Annotated in this window: 9 protein-coding genes; all 9 read right to left on the reverse strand. The window is 63.0% G+C overall.

The annotated features are described in order from the left end of the window. Positions 1–4 precede the first annotated feature (4 nt). The 9 genes from CFOUR_RS09645 to CFOUR_RS09685 all read right to left on the reverse strand — a co-directional run bounded on the left by CFOUR_RS09645 (position 5) and on the right by CFOUR_RS09685 (position 19066). On the reverse strand, positions 5–862 hold the full coding sequence (locus CFOUR_RS09645) for a class C sortase (RefSeq protein ID WP_085957246.1): 858 nt from the start codon (positions 860–862) through the stop codon (positions 5–7). Next, a complete protein-coding gene (locus CFOUR_RS09650) occupies positions 843–2282 on the reverse strand; it encodes an isopeptide-forming domain-containing protein (RefSeq protein WP_085957245.1) in 1440 nt (479 codons plus the stop codon). The genes CFOUR_RS09645 and CFOUR_RS09650 overlap by 20 nt, the downstream gene beginning before the upstream one ends. A gap of 109 nt (positions 2283–2391) precedes the next feature. Further along, a complete protein-coding gene (locus CFOUR_RS09655) occupies positions 2392–3912 on the reverse strand; it encodes a SpaH/EbpB family LPXTG-anchored major pilin (protein ID WP_085957244.1) in 1521 nt (506 codons plus the stop codon). A 108-nt stretch (positions 3913–4020) separates the two neighbouring features. Further along, positions 4021–9795 (reverse strand): DUF5979 domain-containing protein, encoded by a 5775-nt coding sequence (locus CFOUR_RS09660; RefSeq protein WP_290179326.1) that lies wholly within the window; start codon positions 9793–9795, stop codon positions 4021–4023. A 247-nt stretch (positions 9796–10042) separates the two neighbouring features. Further along, a complete protein-coding gene (locus tag CFOUR_RS09665) occupies positions 10043–11812 on the reverse strand; it encodes a metallophosphoesterase family protein (protein ID WP_085957241.1) in 1770 nt (589 codons plus the stop codon). 152 nt (positions 11813–11964) lie between these two features. Continuing rightward, positions 11965–15363: a SpaA isopeptide-forming pilin-related protein gene (locus CFOUR_RS09670; RefSeq protein ID WP_085957240.1), complete on the reverse strand. Its 3399-nt coding sequence runs from the start codon at positions 15361–15363 to the stop codon at positions 11965–11967. A gap of 24 nt (positions 15364–15387) precedes the next feature. Beyond that, on the reverse strand, positions 15388–16311 hold the full coding sequence (locus CFOUR_RS09675; RefSeq protein ID WP_085957239.1) for an LPXTG cell wall anchor domain-containing protein: 924 nt from the start codon (positions 16309–16311) through the stop codon (positions 15388–15390). Continuing rightward, positions 16311–17219, reverse strand: a complete 909-nt coding sequence (locus CFOUR_RS09680; RefSeq protein ID WP_085957238.1) for a class C sortase — start codon at positions 17217–17219, stop codon at positions 16311–16313. Before CFOUR_RS09680 ends, CFOUR_RS09675 begins: the two co-directional genes overlap by 1 nt. Before the next feature lie 170 nt (positions 17220–17389). Beyond that, positions 17390–19066, reverse strand: coding sequence for a SpaH/EbpB family LPXTG-anchored major pilin (locus CFOUR_RS09685; protein WP_085957237.1), 1677 nt, complete (start codon positions 19064–19066; stop codon positions 17390–17392). Between the last annotated feature and the right edge of the window lie 123 nt (positions 19067–19189).

The raw sequence follows: 19189 nt of genomic DNA on the forward strand, positions 1-19189 counted from the left end.
GGGTTTACGGCCGCGCAGCCTCGCGCCGCTTCTTCCGCCGGTCCCGCCAGCGCTTCCACAGGATCAGCAACAGCACGAGCAGGACGAGCACGAGCACCGCGATCATCCACCAGGACCACACGAAGGCATCCACGGTCGGCTCTGGGGTGCCCGGGTCCAGGGGCGCGCGCTCGGCGTGCACCAGCAAACGGTCCGTGTTCAGCCCGTACGGGGTGCAGGTGATCAGGGTGAGCTTGTCCTTGCCGGGCTCGTAGGTCACGGCGTCGTAGTCGTCGGGTTTGACCACGTCGCGCGAGGTCATGCGGTAGCGCAGGCGCTCACCCATGACGTCGATGAAGATGTCGTCGCCGGGCTTGAGCATGGGCAGCTGGTCAAACATCGCCGCATTCACCATGCCGGTGTGCGCGGATATGACCGCGTTCGTGCCGTCGCCGCCGACAGGCAGGGTGGAGCCGTACATGTGCCCGGCGCCGTCGTAAAGCACGTCCGGCCTGGTGGTGTGGTACACGGGCAGGTCCACGTTGATGCGCGGGATGCGCACGCGCGCCATCACGTGGTAGCTCTCCGGCAGGGTCAGCTGGGACATGTAGTCGTCGAAGCCGGGGTCCTCGTCACGCGGGGCGCGCGCGTGCGGCCCCTCCGCCAACAGGCGTTGGTTGTACTGGTGTGCCAGTTCCAGCTGCTGCGCCTTGACGTCGTCGCTGAGCTCCTGCACCGCCCCCGCATATTCCTCGTTTTGCTGGATCTGCCGGTACTGCGCGGACAGCGTGGACGCGATCGGGTACAGCAGCAGCAGCGCCCCCAGGATCAGCACGATCCAAGAGACGGCGTTGCTGCGGCGCTTACCCTTCTTCGTCGTCATTGCGCCTGCGCAAGAAGAGTCCGAGGAGGATCAGCAGCACGGCGAGCCCGGTGATGCCGATGACGCTCGCGCCGGTGGACGCGAGGTCGCCGACGCGCTCGCCTATCGACGGCGTCCCGTCCCCCTCACCTCTTTTCACCACGGTCTCAGTCACAGTGGCCGGGGAACCGTCCGCCCGCGTGGTCTCGCGGGTGACCACCTCGGTGACGGAGGCGTCGGACGGCGTGGCACTGGTTGGGGTTGGGGTTCGGGTTTGGGTTTCGGTTTCGGTTTCGGTTTCAGTGCTGTGCTGGTCGTCGGCGGAGACGGTGGTGGTTGCCGCGGCAGCGTCGAAGCATTTTTTCCGCTCCACCACGTTGATGTGGTTGACGTGCTCGACCGTGACGGGCGCGCGGGTGGCATCCATCCCGTCTGCAGTCAACGTGACGGTGGCGGCGAGGTCCCCGAGCGTGGCATTGCGCACCGGGCCGCTGCCCCACGGCTTCTTCTCGTTCGCCTTCGCCGGCACCCAGGTTTCCACCGTGGTGGCGGGATCAAGCGATTTCGCGCGCGCTAGCTTAGCCAGGCCCGCGCTGGTGAGCGTGAAGGTCGCCTCGTCGTTGCCCTGCTGCTGCTCGTCGTAATCCTCGCCGCGTTTCAGCTCGACGTTCTCACCCGCCCCGTGAATGGTCAGGCGCGGGGCTTGCAGTTTGTTCACCGGCTGGTCCTTGCGGGCCGTGCCCGGCACCTGCTTCGAGGTGGTCGCCGACGCTGCGTCGAAGTGGAGCGCCTGGTCGCCTCGCGCCACCACGCTGCGGGGCCCGCCGTTGTCCCACTGCACCGTGTGGCCGCGCGAGAACTGCAAGGTCAGCGCGTACTGGCTGAGCGTGCCGTCCGTGGAGAGGTTGGGCACGGTGGAGACAAAGTCGTACTCCACATACGTCCCAGGCGCTGCGGCTTCCTTCCATTCCGGGGTGTTGCACGCCGTCAGCGGGTCCACGCTGATCCCCAGCTCCTGCGCCTTCGGCGCCACCACCTGCGCCAGCTTGTCCGGGGTCACCGCCACCACGAACGGGGCGTAGGACACACGGGCGTCCTGCGTGTCCGGGTTGTCCGCCACCCGCACCAGGTACACGCCGGTATCCAGACCCGTGAAGGTGGCGGTGCCATCTTCCGACGCTTTGGTGTCCACCTTGCGCAGGCGGTCGGGGCGGTCGCTGGTGATTGCCGGGATGTCCAGGGATTGGAGGTTGTCGGGGGTGGGCCGGAGGTCGTCGATAAGCAACAGCTCCACATCGCGGTCCCCGATGCGCGCGAACCAGTCCGCGCCGACGCTTTCGCGGAGATCGACCCGGAGGTCGGCGGCGGAGGCGGCGGGCGCGCAAGCAAGGAAGGCAGCGGCGAGCGCGGCGGCGAGCCTGGGTGCCGTGCGTGAGTGCATGGTGTCCTTCCTTGTCATAGTGAGAGCTTGTACGGATGGTGAATGGCGGATGGTGAAAATGCGCCACTTTGGGGCATATTCACCATTTGCGATTCACCATCTGCTCGCCTTAGGCGTTGCGGCGGCTCAGCTGGTACGCAGCGCCGCCGCCGAACAGCACGAGGCCGAGCGCCAGGATGTAGAGCATGGTGCGCTCACCGGTCGCAGGCAGGCGGCCCCAGATGTTGTCCTTCACGTCGTTGACCGCGACGGTGTACACGGGGCGGGTGGTGTCGGTGCCCTCCGTGGTGCGGGTGAGCAGCTGCGGGTCCGGGTTGAGCAGGTAGCCGGCCGGAGCCTTGGTCTCCACTGCGCAGTACTGCACGGTCGGGTTGAGCTGCATGCCAAAGCCGGACGCCACGGCGGCCTTCGCCGAGGCAACGTCGCCGCCCTGGGCGGTGAAGGAGGTCTCGATCTTGGTGCCGTCTGCGGTTGCGGTGCCCTTGATCGCCGTGGCGTCCTTGGCCACCTTGTAGCCGTCGCCCTCCGGTGCGCAGGGGTAGATCTCGAACTCGGCGCCGTTGCCGGTCTTTTCGTCCTCCACCGGGTTGCCGTTGAGGGTCTTGGTCACCTCGACGTTGGCGTACTGCGTGGTGGTGTCGTTGGTGTCCTGGTCGCCGTCCTTAGTGGTCTCCGGCTTGGTCGGGATCGGATCTTCGCGGTTGGGCACGTAGACGTTGGCGGTGTTGTTGATCTGGCCGTTTGCCGGGATCGCGTTGACCTTGGCCTTGAACACCACCTGGGCAGTCAGGCCCGGGTTCTCGCCGCGCAGGGTCTCCAGGCGCTGCAGGCCGGCCTCGGTGAACTCGACGGTGAGGTTCTGGCCGTCGTGGGTGATCTTGTAGTCGCCGGACTGCAGGGCAGCGTCCACCCCGTCCTTGGCGCCGATGAGGGAAACGGCAGCAGAGTCGGCGACGTAGGTCAGTTCTTTCTGCAGGTCATCGGTGATGCGGAAGCGGCTGATGGTGCGGGTGCCGTCCTGCAGCACATCGCCGGCCGGGACCGGTGCCTTGACGGTGTAGGTGATTTCGTCGCCGACGTTTGCGTTCGCGTCGTCAGCGGCCTTGGTCGGGTCCAGCTTCTGGTTCTTCGGGGAGATGGTCGGGGTGTAGGTGAGGGAACCGTCCTCCTGCGTCAGCGGCAGGGTGACCAGGAAGGGGGCGGCGACGGTGTAGTTGCCGTTGGTCTTCTCGGTGACCTTGTAGATGCCCACCTTGAGGTTGTCGAACTTGGCGATGCCGTCAGCACCGGTCTTGACGTTCTGGGCGGTGAACGTGTCGTCCAGCGTCGCTTCATCGGCGCCCGCGTTGACGATGTCGCCGGCTTCCTTCCAGCCGGCGGCGGTGTTCAGCCCGTTTTTCATTTGCACGCGCTCGATGGTGAATTCGGTGTTCGCGACATCGCCGGTGGCGTTCCCCGGGTCGCCTTCCTGCTTGTGGATGGTCAGGCTCGCCGTCTTGTTCACGTCAACGGCCTGGTTGTTCTGTGCGACCGCGACCGGCGCGAGGTCCGGGGCGACGGCGAGCGGGGTGGCGGTTGCGAATGCGGCCGCGGCTGCGAGCGCGAAGGTCTTCTTCGAAAGGTTCGACATGGTTGCAAGTCCTTTTCTGGAGGGGTGGGTGTGTGGAGTTGGTTTTGGGAATTACGTGTGCCGGTTTAGGAGAGCCCGTACACCGTCCGCTTGTAGCGGGCGAATTTTCTACATCTCAACGAGCTCACCGCCTTCCGCGCGCTCGTCGCGCCGGCTGACCCGCCATGCGCCCCAGCCGAACAGCGCTAGGCCGAGCAGCAGGAACAGCACGAGGGTCTGCTCACCGGTTTCGGGGAGCAGCATGCTTATCGACGCTGAAGGTTTCAACGCCCCCTGCGCATCTTTCGCCGCCACCGTCTGGGTCGCCCCGCCGGCGTTCGCGGCGGCGGTGACGGTCACGGCGGCGTCGCCCTCGGCCGGGTAGCGCCAGGTTTCGTCGGCGCTTGCCGGGATGGAGACGTTGAAGGTGCAGGTGAACTCCTCACCGGAAACCAGCTCGGTGGTCGGGCAGATGCTGTCCGGCACGGCACCGTCGTCGCCGATGCGCGTAACCACCCCGCCGCGGGTGACGTCGAGGCCGGCGAGCGACGGGTCCGTCACCGTGAAATCCTTTAGCGGGAATTCGCCGGTGTTGGTCACGGTGTAGGTCACCCGCATGGACGTGGCGTCGTGGCGCAGCAGCGTGGTGCCGAAGGCGTCGCCGGTGAGCTGGCCCAGCGGAGTGCCGTCGATAAGCTTCTGCACCTTGAGCCCCGGGAAGGTGTTCTTCGCAGTGAGCGACCAGCGGTCGCCGGAGCGGGCGAGGTCCTTCGGGTCGGAAACCGGCTGCGCGGTGAACACCACCGAGTCGGTGTCGCCTTCAAGCGGGGTAACCAATTCACCGTTGGACACCACCTGGAACACCGATGCTGCGTCCGGGTTGCCGTCGTCGAGCTCGTCCACGGCGCAGTCGCTGTCGACCGGAACGTCCGCGATGGTGTGGGTTTCGCCGGCGCGCAGCTGGAACTCCTCGCCGTGACCCGAGCACGACTGGTGGAACGTAAACGTGCCGGAGCTCGGCCCGGCGGCGGTCTTGGTGAACGCGACGTCGTAGTGGGCGCGCGGGTGGTAGATGTCCGCGCCGACCGTCAGGACGGTCTCCGCGGACGGCAGGTTCGCCGCGGTGGAGAAGCTGTACGAGTACTGCTTGTCTGAGTCTTTCACTTCGTCCGCGGCAAGGTTGGACAGCGACCCGGTCGGCAGCGCGGGCGACCCGCCGCCCCACGTGGCGTACTGCGCCAGCGGGGTACGCGCACCATTTGTCACTTCGAGCTGCCCGCGTGCGCCGAGCGCCGGGCTGCCGGTGAAGTCGAGCGTGCAGTTCGCCCCCACTGGCAGGTCCACCACCTGTCCGCCCGCCGGGGCTTCGAGTGTGCGGGGCATCTCCGAGCCGGACAGCGCCGTCAGCGGGAACTGCCTAGTCGCACCGGTCTTCGCCGGGTCGTCGCAACGCAGCTGCGCGGTGTAACCCGACGCATCCGCGCCGGCAAGGTAACCGGAGTTGAACACGGCCAGGCGCACCGGGGTGGTGCGACGCTCCACCTTATTCACAAAGTGGAGGTCCGCCGGCGGGTTTTCGCCTGGATTGGGCGCGTAGCCGCGCACGATCTTCTGCTCCGGAGCGATGGTCAGCGCCTCCGGCACGTTCGTCGCATCCTGCTCGTTGAATGTGCACAGCGATCCGGCGGGGACCTTCGCCTCGCCGGAGACGAACGTGCCGTCTTTGAAGTCGCCCTTGCGGATACTTGCAGGAATGACGTAGCCGTCCGCCGGGCGCAGCTTCTCCGGGATGAAGGAGGTCTCGCCCACCGAGCTGGTCTGATAGCCGATCGCCTTGCACTGCAGCGTGAAGTTGAAGGTGTAGTCCTCCGGGATTTCGTCGAGGTTGCCTGCCGCGCCGGCGAGGTCCTTGCTCAGACGCACCGCCGCTGTCTCGTACTCGTAGTGGTTGTCCAGGCGGACGTGGTTCTTCGCCCGATCATCCACGGTGAGGAACACCGGCGACGTGGTCGTGTCGTTGTCCAGCTTCTGGTCCGGGTAGGCGTTGCCGCCTTCGCGGTCCACAACCCAATCCACAAAGGCCGGGCGCAGGAACGCCTTCAGGTCGTCCTGTCCGTCGTTCATGGCCAGGGCGAGGGAGCCGAACTTATCTCCGGTGAGTTGGCAGTCGGCGCCGACCGGGACGCCGTCGAAAAGCGCAGTGCCCTCACCCTTGATGGACTTCTGCTGCTCCTGCAGCACCGCGGTGTCGCCGGTCTCCGGGTCGCGGCACACGAGGGTGAACGTGTGATTATACAGCGCATCCTGCAAGTTCTTTCCCGCGTTGGCGTACTGGGTGCGGATGGTGTCGGTGGGCAGGATCGCTTCCTTGTCCAGCCGGATCTGGGTCACGCGGCGGGAGTAGGTGTTGATGAACAGCAGCGTCGTGCCGCCGTCGCCGACGACGAAGTCGGCCGTGCCGCCGGCCACCGGTGCGCCGTTGACCGTCACAGACTGGTCCAGCGTGATGCCCACCGCGGTGGAGGTTTCCCCTTCGGTGACGGTGCAGCTGGAGCCGACTGCGGCCGTCGTGCCGCCGGGCTTCTGGCCCTGCTGCACAGTGGTGGACAGACGCGGGCCTTCCGTGCCGTCCGGGTTGGTGCACGTCAAGGTCACCGGGAACACGCGGTTGGTCTTGATGTCGCGGCGGGGCTTGGAGATCAGGTTGTTCGGGTCGTTGAACCGCACCTCCTTGGTGCCCTGCACCGGCGCTTGGATGAGGTCGTACTCGTGGTGGACGTCCATGGTGGACTGCTTGCCAATGGTGAACTGTCCATCGGCGCCAACGTCCTTGCTCCCGCCAGCGTCGGCGGCGTAGAGGTACTCGGCCGTGTTGCTGATGGGGTACTGCCGCCCCTCCGTCGTGGTGCGGGTGGCGCTATCGCCGCTTTCCTTAAGTGTGCATTGGGTGCCCTGCGGCACCTGTCCGGCCGTGAACTCGACCGATCCACCCGGCGCGAGGTTAAAGGTGTCGGTGAAGCCGTTGTCGCAGGTGAGCTCATAGCTTAACGACGTTGGGGCCAGCGTTGCCCGACCACCAGTGCGGAGATTGACCGTCAGCCCATTGCCCGCGGGCGTGAACGCGTTGGTCACCGTAGCGGTGGTGGTGTCCTGCGAAATCGTTGGAGTGACGTTCTGCACGTCAGTGCTGAACAGGATGCCGCCGGCGACCTGCGGGGTGTCCTCCGTGAAGGTGCAGGTGTTGCCGAACGGCACTCCCATGTCGCCGCCGAGGTCGTTTGCCGCAGCGTCGTCCGCCTGCAGCGTGACAGTGCCGTTCGCCGCGACGGTGGCGCGGCCGGTGAGCTCGACGGAACGGGACTGCCCCGCCACGCCTGTGGCCAGGTTGCGTGTTCCGCAGCGGAAGGAGAACGCGTACGTGCTGGGAAGTCTGCCGGTGACGGTGGAGTTGACCACCTTGTTCAGCCGCACCTTGCCCAATTTCGGGTCGAAAGTGTTGGTCACCGTGACCAAGTTGCGGTCGGTGTCCGACACGGGGCGGATGGTGTGGACCGCTGTGTTCTTCGCCTGCGCGTTAGTCAACGAGGTCACTTGGTCGCCAGCGTTGGACGCGCTGACCTGCGCACCGATGAACTTGGTGTTCGCGGTTCCGCCCGGTTCGTCTTCCCACACCTTGCACGCGGCGTTGGCCGGCACGCCCTCGACAACCGCTTCACCGTCGGAGCCGGTTAGTGTGACGGTGCCTTCCTTCGCTGGGCGGCCGGCGACCTCGCACCGGTAGTGCACCGTGTAGGACAGCGTGGCCACATCGGGGTCGCCAGCGGCGAGACCGTTGACCTGGTTCCGGATGTGCAGGGGGAACGTGAGGTAGGCGTAGCTCGTGGTGAAGTGGAGCTCCGGCGTCGTGCCTTCGTGGAGCGTGAAGTGGTATTCCGCCCCCGACGGGTTCAGCGGCGCGCCGGCGAGCTGGGCATCGCGGCCGGTGAACTCGATGGTCTTTCGCTGCTCCTCGGTGAGGTCCGTCAGCGGCGTGATCGAGCAGTCCCGCTCCACCGGGATGTTGTCCAAGGTGATGGAGTTGGACGGCTTCGCCTGGGTCAGATCCAGCGTGAACTCACGGCTGATGTTGGTCCCGGCGCACGTCAGGTTGAAGCGGTAGGTCCCGCCCACCTTGCCGTCTGTGACCGGGTCGCCGACGATCGTCTTGCTGAAGACGAGCTTGCCCGGCGTGTACGTGTAGGAGTTGTTGGCGTTTGCCGAGCCGATTGCCGTGGGAGCGGCCGCCGTGGTGGGCAGCTGGACCGTCACCGGTGCCGAAGCGGACGGCACAGCCGTGCCGTTCCACGACAGGGTGTGTTTCGTACCCGCGGGCGGCGCCGGGACCTTCTCCGTGATGGTGCACGTGGTGCCCTGGGGCAGGTTGTCCACGCTGGCGGAGCGCCCCTTTTCCACCACGACGTCGTCTTCGAGCTTGACGTCTGGGTAGGCAGTTTTGAACCCTTCGGGCACGGTGCACTTGTAGTGCAGCGTGTACTTCTGCAGGCTGTTTTCCGCGAAGTTCGCGGCGTTGCCGTCCACTGTCTTAGCCAGGTTGAGCTTGGCGGATTTAAACTTCGATTCCCAGGTGACGGAGCAGTTTGGGACACGGTTTTCGGCCGCGGGGATCAGCAGCGTCGACGTGCCCGTCTGGGCGTTTTCCGTCAGCGTGTAGCCCGTAGGCACCGCCCCCTTGCGGATGAGGTAGGTTTCGCTGTTCGTTCCGCCCGAGGTGAGGGTGCACTTCCACACTGGGTCGTAGCGGACGAACGCGCGGTCCGCCGGGTTAAGCGTGGAGGTGTAGCCCAGCTGGTCCAGCGGAACGCCGTTGGAGCCGATGCGGCGAAGCGCCGTGGTGGAGCCGCCCGCCGGGGTCGACAGCGTCGTCCGGTTGGAGCCGTCCTGCAGAAACGCCGAGTAGCTGGCGGTCCGTTCCGTGGGGTCCGCCACCTTCTCAAACGCATCCTGCACCTTGGCGGAGCCGTCTTTGTCGAAGGCGATGCGGCTCAGCGCGATGCCGATAGCCACGCCCTGCGTTCCGGCACTGTTGGAACCCATGCTGACCTGCAGCGTCTTCGGGTTGTCCACGCTCACCACCCACGTGCCGTAGGTGCCGGTGGCCTGGGAGAAACAGACAAAACCGCGGTCGCGACCGTCGGACATACTGCCCCAGTTTTGTGGTTCTGGTCCAGGACCGAACTGCGAGTTTCTGCCGCCGGTGCACGCATCCTTCGCGTTCAGCGGGGTGAGACGGATCGGCTGGCCCACGGTCCCGCCGTCGACGCTGATCATTTCGCCGACACCGCCGGCACCGGTGGACTCGCCGTCCACCACCGCAAAGCGATACGACGCGAGCGGATCGACAACACCGTTTCGCTTCACCACAATGTTCGACAAAGTGAAACGGGCAAAGGGGCTACCCGACCCTTCCATCTGCAAGATGTCCTGCGACGTCGAGCTCGGATAACGCTCAAAGAAACCCGTGCCGGCTTTCGCAAATGCTGTGCCAGACCAGCTGGGGTTGGAATTCGCGGTGAACTGGGTGCTGGTGTTTCTCGTTTCAATGCCGAGGTTGAAGGTGATGGTGTAATCGCCCACCCTCTTCGTCTTTGCGCCCGGTGTGGTCAAGTCCGACACATCCAGCCAGCACATTTGGTTGGCCCATGTCTCGGCAACTCCCGTGCCTCTGCGGAACGAGCAGTCCCCGAAGTTCACGCCGTCGCTCGACGCAGTTTGCGCTTCTGCCTGCTGCGATCCCGGGTACACGGCACCCGCAACAAGCAGGACCGCGGCAAGAAACAGCGCTGCCCACACAGCCGCGGCGCCATGCTGGCGGCGGCTGGAAGTGGGGTGGCCAGTCTGAGACATGCATCCTCGGATCATTGAGAACTTTTCAATAACGCCATGGATGCTACGCGGGAAACGTGAGGATGAAAACACGGAGAAATCAGCATTTTAAAAGTTGGACACGCCGGCTCTTCACAGCCCACTCCCAGCCCCCTCGGCTGGGCAGCTCATTTCCGCACGTTATGGCGACGGTGAAACGAATGCTGGGACCCTACATTGCAGAACAAAGTCCCCCTGCGCAGACCCGTTGAGAGCGCGTTTTCCGTCACTATCTGCCGAGCTGCGCCGGGGTAAGGTCTATCGCCGCGAGCGCTTCCCGGATTCGTGGCGCGAGGATTGCCAGCGCCCCGCCGAGGGCGGCAAGCACACCTGCGGCGAGCGCCACCTTCCCGCCAGTCGACGAACCGCCGGCGGCGTCAGGGGTGGGCTCTGCCGGGGGCTGCACCGGAGGCGTCGATAGGCGGTGCTGCTTGGCAAAATCCTGGTACTTGATCATTTTCGCCTCGCCCTGAGGGTTGGTCAGGCTGTGGCCGTCCTTGAAGTCCCAGGCCTCGACGCGGATGCGATCGTCGTAGACCTTCACGCGCAGACCGGTGGCAGCCTTGTCGTCCACGATCTCCTCGTCGTGGTCGCCGTCCGGCAGGTACTCGTTGAGGATCGCGCCCGTGTTCACCACGGGGAAGCCGATGGCGCCCTGCGGGGTGCCGTCGTAACGCCTGGTGCCCCACCAGTTGTTCTGCTTCAGAGAGGAGTGCGAGTGGCTGGTGAACGCCACCACGTCGTTGTACTTCGACAGCACGTCGGAGATGGCCTGCTCATCCTCGAAATCGTTCTGGTACCAGGCGGAATGGCTCATGGACACCGTCCCCGGCAGCAGCGGGTGCGTGAACACCAGCGCGGTCACGCCCTGTTTATCCCAGTGCGCGAGGCGCTGGTCCAGCCACTTCAGCTGCTCGGCGGAGATGCGCTGGAACGGCTCCTTGCCGCCGCGGTCGATGTCCGAGTAGTACTCCGTGTTGATGGAGATCAGCGGCGTGCCGTTCACCACCACCTCGTTCCACGGTTTCTCCTGCCCGGAGTATTTGAGGAAGCGCTGCATGTGCACCTCCGAGGTTTCCTTGCCGTACATCTCATGGTTGCCGATGGTCCACAGCTCCACGCCCGAATCGTGCGGCGCCTCCTTGCGCGCGGCGAGGAACTTGTCCCACTGCTCCTGGCTTCCGTTGTCCACCAGGTCGCCGTTGATCACCAACGCGCTGGCCTTCTCCGGCATGGCGTTGAGGCGGCGGATGGCCAGCTTGTAGTCCTCCGGGTCGTCCTGCGGATCCGAGATGACGTCGATGACGGTGTTCGGCTCCTCCGCTACTTGGCTGAACGGGGCGCGCACCGCGACGTTGTCCACTGCCCACCAGTAATCGTCGTTGCCCCCGAGGTAGCTAAACGTCACCTGCATTGATTTCGCGCCTTCCGGCACGTCGAGATCGAAGTACTCGTGTGAGGAGTAGCGGTCTTGCGTCAGCTTATCGACGACCTCCGGTTTCCCACCATCGAAACTCACCGCAACCAGTGCGGTTTGGCCCTTCTTGCCCTGGCGGTAGTGCTGGTCGAACTCGAGGGCGACCTTGCTCTGGCCGCTCACGTCGATCGGCTCGGTGGTCATGCGCGCGTCCATGGAGTCGCGCTCGGTGAGGCGCTGCTGCTTCGAATCGATGATGGCGAACTGGTCGTGCCCCTGGGTGAAAAAGTGCCGCTCGTCGGTGCCGGCGGCCCAGGTCCAGTGGCGCACATCCGAGATGGTCCAGCCGTTCCAGCGAGCCTCGCCGGAAGTGACGCCCTCAACGTCTTGCGACCAGCCGTCCGGCAGGTCGTGCGTGAAGTGGGCGGGGTTGTCCACCCCGTCGAAGCTCTGGAAGTACAGGTACGAACGGGTGGATTCCGGGAAGGACTCCGGTTGGGCGGCGTTGGCGGGAACGGCGGTGGCGGCTGTGGCGGTGAGAACGGCAGCTGTGGTGGCGGCAAGTGCGCGGCGGGACATCATGCGTCAAAAATTAGCGCCAGCTGAGAGATCCCGCAGCGCGAACTCGGCACGGGCCTCTGCTAACAAAGGTCTCGCGCAACAAAAGGACCCGTCCCAATCGATCTCGATTGAGCCGGGCCCTTTCGGCGTGCCGTTAGAGAGTGCTCCAGCGCTTAAGCAGCAGCCTTACGCCGGCCTACTAGCACACCCGCGGCGATGAGCGCGCCACCGAGCAGGGCCGGGATCTGAATGCCCACGCCGCCGGTCTTCGGGAGATTGCCTTGGCGGACGTCAGCCACCTCCATGATGATATGGTCAATTTCCCCGCTGGCGGCACGTATGGCAACCTGCGGATACTCTTCCGGACCTTCCTTGAACTCGATTTTCGCTTTGCCATCTGAATCCCGGAGGATTGTGAACAGAACTGAGCGAGTCAACAGACTATATCCCTGTGGGGCCTTCGTTTCGATCAATTCATAACTGTTGCCGTCGATCAACCCTTTGACCCTAGTGTCGCTATCGCGTATTTCCTTGATCAACTTTCTCTGTCCGCTAGTAACGTCGTAAAGGTTGAACTGAGCCCCCTCCAGCGACGCTCGATCTCCGTCATAACTGACCTTCATCACCGACAAGTCGAGCTGGGCAACTTCATTGTGAATCGTGCAGGACACAATACCTTTGAAAGGCACTTCTACTTGAAAGCCCGGCTTCGAGAGATCGTCGACGTTGGTTACGGTCGCACTTCTTGTTTCCCATCTTTCACCAGACGGGGATGACACCAGGACGTTGCTGGAGCATACTGAATTTTTGCCATCAATCTTGCGCAGGGCATAACCCGTTTGTTGGTGCTCGACCACTTGGACCGTTTGCCCGACGCCCCGTGATTGATCGAGTTTTCTATTGAAAGTGCCCTCACTATCGGTTTTGTCCTGAACTTTAGAGGTCAACGGGTTCGGATCATCGAAAATCTCCCTACGACCCCCGACAACCTCACTGTCAAAAATCCAGTCGACACCGGCTTCCTGCGTGCCATCGGTGTTGTGAATTATTTTGGTTACCTTGATCGATCCAAAGCAGTTGCGCAGGACCAGCTCCTGGAGCGTCTTTCCTAAATCTCCGAAATTTTCGAGTGTAGTTACCGCATCTGGGCCTGAAATATCCTGCGCGATACTTCTGGTATTCCTTACTCCAGCGCGCCAAATTTCCGGCTGGTTAGTCACGTTGTACTCAGTGCCCAACCGAGTTCTATCCCAAAGAGAGATCCGGCCGCCCGTTCCTTGCAAGTTCTCAAGCACTGAGTCACCGATACCATAGTGGCTTGCGTACCCGAAATTTCCAAAACGAGGCCATGCATCGGGGCTATCAAGCACAAGCCGGCGACGGAAAATGTCATCTTTCAGGATATGCTCATTGAAAGGCTTGAAACCGACCATCACGGTTTCAACGCGCGTACCACTCGCTTTAAGGCGGTTGGATTGCTCTACCGCTCGAGCAAGATCACTCTGGTTAATCAACTCGCCTACATCAAGCCCGGCCCCAGGATAATCTCTGTCACTCGTGGTGGGCAGGCCATCGGTGATGAAGTACACCACATCATACTCGCCCGCGGGAACCTGCTTGAGACCCGCTTCGTAGTTCGTCCCGCCTCGCCCATTGCGGGTCCACTGCTGGAATTCGAAGGTTTCGAAGGCTTTAACTGCATCTCTCAACGCCTCTACCTCCTCTGGTTTCTGCAGATCCTTCTTCTCGGTCGTCATTCCGGGAACAGATCCGGACTCGGAGGCAAAGTTATAAATCGACATCTTGCTGCCAGTACCCTGAAGTGCATCGATTACACCTAGGGCGGCTTGAACAGAATCTGCAACGGCATTCTGATTTAGCACGGAATCCGAGGTATCAATCACCAGCGCAATGTCGCCGACGCATTTTTTCGGCAAGTCGGGATTGGGCTCCGATGCTGGCAGCCAGGTAAGTTCACTTCGCGGTGTTTCCGCCTTCTTAAGGTCCAGCTCGGGCGCAGTTCTGTCATACCATTCTGGCCCCTTATTCCATAGTTCAACGCTGCAGCCGGATGCGGTCACCGTGGTCGGCACATACACCCAAACGTCGTAGGCATCAATCTCGAACGATGCACGCTTTTGAGGCGTTTTGAGCTTGAAGTACAAACTGTCGCCTTCTACGTAAAGATCGAAGTCGCTCGTCCCAAGTTCATCCCATCCGGATTGGTCACCGCCAATACGCAGCTTCAGTCGCGGATCTTTAGTAAGAACCTTGTTTGCCAGATCGGTGGCGCCGCTCAGCGTCAACTGGACAACATCCAGTGAATCTCCCATTCCAGGAGTATTCGCCCACCAGGATTTTCCCGTAATCACGCCGTTGTTGCTTCTACATTCGCCGTAAGGCCGGTCCGGAAACTGCCTGAAATTTTTCTCGGCGGTCGGATTCCCCGCAGGGATGGTCTCCGATTGTGGTGGATTTGAGCCATAAGAGCCATAGAGCTCTAAAGAGTACCCAGTTCCGCCCCTGGAGCCCGGCCCGTAAAAATCAACAGAAATACGATCGCCGCTGCCTTTCCACACGGCTACACGGGGTTGACATCCCGTGAGATTCACGGAAACAGAACGATCAGAAAGCTTTTTAATTCCGCCAGACTGTACCGTACAGCTCTCGTTCGAATTCTTGCGTATCGTCACGGGCCCGCTGAACGCATATGTGGAACTCTGCGGGTAATTGATGACGGCTTCTGTGAGGTATACATTCTTTTGCTCCTTCACAGGGCCCCCGACGGTGGTTGAGAGAGTAATTTTTGGCGCTTTACCTCCCGTCGCCGCGTTCGCATTGTATTCAAGTGGTGTGAGAGTCAATCGTTCTTTCGATTCCGGCATGTTCGCAGCACGCGCCATACCAACGCCCTCAGGATTTACGGTCGCCGCGGCCTGGTCGGTGCGTCCGTAGCCGGTCTCCGAAAGCTCGCGTGCCGTCGGAACCTCGTCCGGTTCCGCAATTGCGTACTCGCCGGCCTCGGTGGTTTCGACCTCGATCTCGAGCTTCATCGGCGGAATCGTCCAGAAGGCGTCCTCGTCGATGCCGATGACGTCGAAGTCCTCGCCGTTGACGTAGCCGAAGTACTGCGGGTCCAGCTCTTCGCCGTCAGCAACGACCTTCACAATGCGGGTGATGTCGCCGTCGCCAGTGCGCTTCACACCCCAGATGTACTCGTCGGATGCCTTTCGGCCGGAGTCCCACGGGTTGTCGTCGGTGTCGCGGATGGTGATGTGGTCGACATCGCCGTCGCGCTCGACCGTCACGGAGTTCGGTTCGACCACGACCGGCTTAGGTGCCGCGGAAGACGCGCGAGAAGAAGACGGCGTCTCGGTGGTTGTCGTCGTAGCAGTGGCAGTCTCGGCCGCCGCACTCGTCGTGGTTTCGGCGCTGGTCTCCTGCGCGTCCACCGGGTACGAGCCCAGGCCGGCGGCGAGTACCACGGAGGCAACCACGGCAGCGACGCCACGGACCGAGCGACGTGCACGCGAGCTAGCAGTTCGCGCTGCAGGCTTCATAATGTTTCGCATAATCGTTTTCCTAAAACCGCTTACTTACCGTGATTGCTCTTCGTTCTTGCTGCGACGGGCCAAGAAGAACCCGACCAGGATCAGCAAGCCACCCAGGCCTGCCGCCCACAGGACATTCGCGCCGGTGGAGGCCAGGTCGCCGCTGCGTTGTTTTTCCGCCTGCGGCTGCGTCACCGTGGTGACGGAACCGTTCGGCTGGGTGGTCACATACGTCGAGGGCCTGGTGGTGATCACCGTGGTCGAACCGTTCGGCATGGTGGAGGTGATCGTGGACTCGACCGGGGTGAACTCCGTGGTGCGCTCTGTGGAGGTCTCGGTGGTCTTCTCCGTGGTGTTCTCGGTCGTGCGCTCCGTCGTCGTCGACGTCGATGGCGACGGCGTCGGGGTGGAAGTCGGCGGCTCGCCACCGTCGCTGCCGTCCCACTTGGTCACCACCACGTTCTCATACTTGAACTGGGTGCCACGCACGTCACCGAGCGGGAGGATGATCAGCTGTGGGCTGGACACGTGGTACTCGTGCCCGTCGTCCGGAGCGTCTTCCTCCAGCAGGTAAAGCCCGGGCTTCAGGTTGTCGAAGCCGGCTGCGCCCTTCTCGCTCGTCTGGGCGGTGGCGATTGGGGTGAGGCCTTTGGCTTTAGCGTCGTCAAGCGAAAGGTTCTTGGCACCCGCGCGCCCTTCATCTGTGGTGACATCCACGCCCTTGACCAACGACAACTTGAACGTCGCACCGGCGATGGCCGGCGGCTTCTCCCCTGCCGGCACATCGTCGTACGGGTTCGTCGCTGCTTTCTTCACCGCCAACGAGATCGGCTGAGTGGTGTCCACACTCGCGGCCGGGATGTCGCGGTCGTTTCCGCTGACCACCTTGGCATCGGCCGCGGGCGCACAGAACCCGCATGCCAGCACGGATGCCGCGCCGAGCGCCGCCACAAATTTCGAAGTGCGCATTAGGACTGAACCTCCCTGTTCATGGCGTCCTTGCGGTCGCTCTTCTTCTTTTCGCGGATGATCCACCAGACCAGGGCCGCCAATACCAACAGCGCCACCGCGCCAAGGACCCACATCCACCACTGGATGGTCGAGGTGGACTCGTCGAGCACCTTCTCCTCGTCTGCATCCATCGGCACGCGCTCGGCGTGCACCAGCAGACGGTGGGTGTTGATGCCGTACGGGGTGCAGGTCACCAGCGTGAGCAGGTCGCGGCCGGCCTCCGCGCGCAGGCTGTCGGTCTCGTCCGGCAACACGACCTCGGTCTTGTACACCTGGTACTTCATGCGCTTGCCGAAGGTGGAGACGTAAATGGCGTCGCCTTCTTTGACGTCCACGAGGTCGTCGAAAAGCGTTGCCGTCGTCAGCCCAGTGTGGCCGGTGATCACGGAGTGGAACCCCTCGCCGCCGGTGGGCAGCGCCGAGCCGTACAGGTGGCCGAGGCCCTTTTGCAGGGTGTTGTCGCTGGTGCCGTGGAATACTGGCAAGCGGACGTCGATAGACGGGATGGCAATCTGCGACATCGCCGACACACCGGCAAGCTGGTTTTCGTACGCCTTGTACTCAGCGTTGTCCTCGCTGATGCGTGCCAGCCACGGGTCGAGGATCGGGCCGTCGGTGTGGTTGCGGTTGTATTCCACCGCCGCCTCGTACGCGCGGTTGACCTGCTCAGGCGGCGCGACTGACAGCTGCTCTTCGTACTGCTTGGCCACCTGCTCCTGCACCCGGTTGTTCCACTGCGTGGAAATCACCGGGTACATCAGCACCAACAGGCCCGCGAGAATGATGATGACGGGCAGCGCGACGCGCTGGAAGAACGACTTCTGCGCCGGCTGCTGCCGGTGCTTCGCCTTCACTGCTGTAGTCACCTGACTCGTCCTCTCTGGGCCATCGCTTTTTCGACGACATCCTGTTCAAAACTGGGACAGGAATTTTTCGCCCTCCTGTCGGCGGGCGTGCGCGCCCCGGCATGGGTGCCGGGGCGCCTCCCGGTCAGCGGTTATGCGCGCTGACCTGGTGTCCGTTCACGTTGTAGCGCTTATGCGGACTGAGAGTTACGACGTGCCGCGTAGACACCGCCACCGATGATGGCCAGGCCAGCGAGCACGATGATCAATACACCCATGCCACCGGTAGCCGGAAGCGTCGGCGTGGTCTTCTTCACGTTGTCGACAACAGCACCGTTAGCGATCTCGTTCGAGTTCGCCACGGCTTCAAATGCGGTCTTTCCAGCGTTCAGCTTGTTCGTCGTGGTGCGCGTCAGCGTGATCTCCTTGGTGGCGGCCTTGCCCTTCGGAGTTGCGTAGCCCTGCGGTGCCTTGGTCTCCACCACGCAGTAGTTCGCGATCGTGCCGGTAGCTTCTGCGTCATCGACGTAGTCGGTGACGTGCAGGCCAGGGAAGGTCAGGTTGCCTTCTGCATCGGTGATGCCGGCCTGGATTGCTTTACCGTCAAGACCCGATTTGTCGCTGTTGCACTTACCGATCTGGAACTCAGCGCCGGCCAGCGCCTTGTTTTCATCACCGCGCTTGTACACCGAGATGTTGCCCACGTAGGTGACGACCTTGTCGTCCGGCGTCTCCTTGGGCGTATCGTCGGTGTCGGTGCTGGGGTTGCGGAAGACAAAGGACTCGCGGACGGAGTTCTCAATGCCCTTGGAAGCGGTGTCGTCCTTGAGCATGGTCGCTTCGACCTTCACGCGCACGGTTTCGCCTGGCTTCAGGCCTGCCTTCTTAGCGTCGACCGTGACGGTGAAAGCCTGGTCTGCACCAGCAGCGAGCCCGCCGGGGTTAGTCTTCGGGACTTCGACGGTCGAGTTCACGGTGTAGTTGGCCGCATCAATTGCCACCTCCGCGCCATCGCGAACGACGTACACGCCCTTGATGAAAGCATTATTTTCCTTGTTCCACTGCAGTTCGGCGCTCTTCGAGGCATCGGTAAGGGTCACGTTCTTCAGCTCGCGGCCTTCCGGAGCTGCCGGGACAACACCGTCGAGTGTGTACTTCACTACAGCATTTTCTGCAGGACGTGCACCGAGGAAGCCAGGCTTGCCGGACTCACCGGCACCGTCGCTCTTGGTGTTTTTGCCTGCATCCACGACGGTCTTAGAGACCTTTGCCATGGAGTTCTTCGGGTAGACCTGCACGTCCTTGTTCCAGCCAGTGCCCTCCTTATTAGTCATCGGCAGGAATACGATGAACGGGTCGGCCGGTACATAGGTCTCGGTCGTGCTCGCTTTCGGAGGCTTGGTTTCACGGATGATGTACGCACCGACCGGGAGGTTCAGAGAGGTCTGGCCGTTCTCATTGGTGTCCTCAAAGGTCTGCGGGGTATCGGTGCCAAGTGCCTTCGCGCCGGCAATGTCGCGCTTATTTGCAAGCGCTGCGACCTTGTTGAAGTTCTCCTGCTTGGTAATGTCTACGTTGATCTTCTCTGCCGTGAAGCCGACACCCTGAAGCCCTGCGCCGGAGGCACCGGTATCGGCTTCACCGTTGGCCGGGCGCAGCTCCGTCGGGTTGACCCGCTTGTTGATGGTCAGCTTTACGGTTCCATCAGTCGGAATGCTGCTGGCATCTGGGACGCCAGCAGCCGTGGTGACGGCGGTCGTATTCATGGTCTGCGCCAGCGCGTCCTGCGCGGCGACGCCAGCCGAGCCGGCAAATGTCAGGCCCGCGGCGATTGCGATCGCAGCGGTCTTCTTGATGGCAATTGCCATGGTGAATTCCTTTCGGAGAATCGAGTGTCGCTGGGCCCGTTTTGGTCAGCGATGAAAGGTGCAGAAGTTGCGGGCGACTTCCTCGCCTTCGCAATCTTTGGGCCCAGCTTGGGCACCGATCAG

The sequence above is a fragment of the Corynebacterium fournieri genome (assembly GCF_030408775.1).
Classification (GTDB): domain Bacteria; phylum Actinomycetota; class Actinomycetes; order Mycobacteriales; family Mycobacteriaceae; genus Corynebacterium; species Corynebacterium fournieri.